We start from the raw sequence: 2,932 nt of genomic DNA, 5'->3' as shown, positions 1-2,932 counted from the left end.
TAGTCTGTTACCCAAACTAATGTCTGGCGCGATTGATATCGCAAGTATCCAGCTCTAAGCTGCTAAATTATCGTTTAACTCCTGATTATTCTCAATCTTTCTTTGAATTGTGGTGATAATCTCGACCACACGTTTCTGAATACTCAGTTCAGGTAGCGTAACTTCGATCTGTTGAAAAGTTGAAGACGGTCTTGCCAGTGCAGGGACACCAACTTGTGAGGCATTGCTAAGAAGTTTATACTGCCCTATCGGAGTGTGAAAGTAATAGACAAGATATTCAGGCAAAACTTTATCATTGCATCTAACCCTAAACTGAGATTGCGAAATCACATACCGGTCATATCTTGAATCTTGCGGAATAAAAACTATCTGTCCAAGCGTTCCTCTATGTGTTATTACAATATCTCCGCGATGTGCATTCGCTTTGTTAAGAGAATCAGCTTTTTCCTCTGTGACATAGCGGAACGCCTTTTCAGACAAAGAAAAGCCCTCAAGATTGCTGCCATTTAAGACAGGCACTCCACTGTCCACAAAACAAGATACTTTAATATTTGAGCCAAATGGACCCATCGCAATTTCATCAATTAGGTCGGCAACGCGATACGTTTCATAACTCATATCCAATCGCCCCCAGCTTCTCCTTGATTTCTGCTTCCAGCTTGTGCGATTGCTTGAACAAATCTGAAAGTTCTGAGGTCAGCCGAACCATTTTTTCTTCAAACGGCTCTCCATTATCTTCCTGTTCTTCAACGCCAACATAACGACCCGGTGTCAAGATATAGTCCTGCTCTGCAATTTTCTCCGTATCAACAACTGCACAGAAACCTTTTACATCTTCCAGTGTGCCATTAACATGGGCATTATAGGTATCGGCAATTTTTTTAATATCCTCATCGGTCAGTTCACGCAGCTTGCGGCTCACCATAACGCCCATCTTCCGGGCATCAATAAACAGCGTTTTACCGGCTTGTTTCTTGCGTTTGGAGATAAACCAGAGCGAAACCGGAATCTGCGTCGTATAAAACAGCTGTGTCGGCATGGCAATGATGCAGTCCACAAGGTCAGCATTCACAATATTTTTGCGGATGTCACCTTCGCCGCCAGACTGAGAAGAGAGCGAACCGTTTGCAAGCACCATACCCATGCGGCCACCCGGCGCAAGATGATAAATCATGTGCTGAAGCCATGCAAAGTTCGCGTTGCTTGCAGGCGGCATACCATACTGCCAGCGTACATCATCTTTGAGCTGCTCTGCGCCCCAATTCGACAGGTTAAAAGGGGGATTCGCCATAATATAGTCTGCCCGCATGGTCGGGTGCTGGTCATCAAGGAATGTGTCTGCTGCATACTTGCCAAGGTCGGGTTCAATGCCACGGATGGCAAGGTTCATCTGTGCCAGCTTCCATGTGGTCGGGTTGGAATCCTGACCATAAATCGAAATATCGTTGATATTTCCGCTATGGTTCTCTACAAATTTTGCAGATTGAACAAACATACCGCCGCTGCCGCAGCAAGGGTCATACACTCGTCCCTTAAACGGTTGCAGCACTTCTACCAGCGTCCGCACAACGCAGGACGGCGTAAAGAACTCGCCGCCGCGCTTGCCTTCCTGTTCTGCAAACATAGACAGGCAGTATTCATAAGTGCGTCCCAGAATGTCCTTCTCGCTGCCATGTTCGATCATTTTGATGTTCGTAAACAGGTCAACGACTTCACCCAACCGCCGTTTATCCAGTTCCGGGCGCGCGAAATTTTTCGGCAAGATATCCTTCAGGCGCACGTTTTCTTTTTCGATAGCGCGCATTGCATCATCGATTACCTGACCGATTTCGGGATCATGTGCCTTTGCAGAAACATCGCTCCAACGCGCACCAGCAGGCACAAAGAAGATTCCTTCCGATGTGTACTCGTCATGATCTTCCTCAAAACCATCACCGTCTGCAACCAGCTGATTGTACTTATCTTCAAAACGATCCGAAATATATTTCAAGAAAATAAGACCAAGGACAACGCCCTTATACTCCGAAGCATCCATATTGCCCCGAAGCACGCAGGCAGCGTTCCAAATCTGTTTTTCAAATCCAATGTCGGCGGTGTTTTTCTCTGCCATGGTTCAATACCTCCGTTTTAGCTCAACAAATTCTGCTCTGAGTATAGCACAGATGTGCCGATTTTCCAATTTGTGCGCATAAATTCTTTGCTAGATGCTTCAATTTCCAGTAGATAAGTCCTACTATCACCGCTTTAGCACAATAAATTTTACAAAACCATCTTGACGTATTCTACATCCCGTGGTATTTTCCTTGTAAATCCCACCGTTCTTGTAGATTGGTCAAAAGCCATCCACAAGATGTGGTCGTGTTCATTCTGAACACTGCCTCACCGTGGATTATCCCTGAAAGATTAACCGCCCCGCAACACACCCGATTCATTTTGCCGCCGATTCACCCCGACAAAATCCATCGCTGCGCTGCGTGGGCGGTATTTTTCTTTTTCACAAATAAAATCTTATGTGGTTGTACAAGTCTCTGAAATTTGTTTTTAGTTGTTGACTGTACAACTCCAAAGTGTTATTCTTGTGCTTGAAAGAAGCAGGACGTAGTGTCCGCACTGCACCCGGCTTTCTTCATACTGTACCTTGAATCCTTCATAAGCCGTCTGAACGTGATACCGTGCGATGACCTCACACTTTCCGTGAGCGAGCCGGACAACGCCGCTGCACAAACAGGGGCAGGAACTGCGTTCGGAGCAAACGGCGATCAACATACACGAGCAGTGGAACTCTCTACTTATTTTTGCGTCTTAACAATTCGGAAACAATTACCCGGAAACGGTTTTGAGCGCAGCGGTAGAGGGCAAGAACCGTCCCGTGGCCACAAATTTTCAATTCTTGAAAATTCTGTGTTCCTCCGGGACTACACTTCTGCAACGC

3 protein-coding genes are annotated in these 2,932 nt (G+C 46.1%); 1 reads left to right on the top strand and 2 read right to left on the bottom strand.

All coding sequences use genetic code 11. The annotated features are described in order from the left end of the window. Positions 1-54: 54 nt before the first annotated feature. The gene (locus tag WMO20_RS14270; RefSeq protein WP_117476683.1) at positions 55-618 is read right to left on the bottom strand and encodes a restriction endonuclease subunit S; all 564 of its coding nucleotides are present in this window, start codon (positions 616-618) and stop codon (positions 55-57) included. Next, positions 608-2,110, bottom strand: coding sequence for a class I SAM-dependent DNA methyltransferase (locus WMO20_RS14265; RefSeq protein ID WP_349187292.1), 1,503 nt, complete (start codon positions 2,108-2,110; stop codon positions 608-610). Before WMO20_RS14265 ends, WMO20_RS14270 begins: the two co-directional genes overlap by 11 nt. A gap of 491 nt (positions 2,111-2,601) precedes the next feature. On the opposite strand from WMO20_RS14265, the gene WMO20_RS14260 reads away from it, so the two are divergent. After that, the coding region (locus WMO20_RS14260) for a hypothetical protein (protein ID WP_349187291.1) at positions 2,602-2,932 on the top strand (331 nt) is incomplete at its 3' end.

The organism is Faecalibacterium intestinale, assembly GCF_040096575.1.
Taxonomy (GTDB): domain Bacteria; phylum Bacillota; class Clostridia; order Oscillospirales; family Ruminococcaceae; genus Faecalibacterium; species Faecalibacterium intestinale.
This window is presented reverse-complemented; position numbering and strand designations above follow the sequence as displayed.

Coding starts and splice junctions, on each gene's coding strand:
- WMO20_RS14265 (WP_349187292.1), bottom strand. CDS start 2,110: ATGGCAGAGAAAAACACCGCCGACATTGGATTTGAAAAACAGATTTGG.
- WMO20_RS14270 (WP_117476683.1), bottom strand. CDS start 618: ATGAGTTATGAAACGTATCGCGTTGCCGACCTAATTGATGAAATTGCG.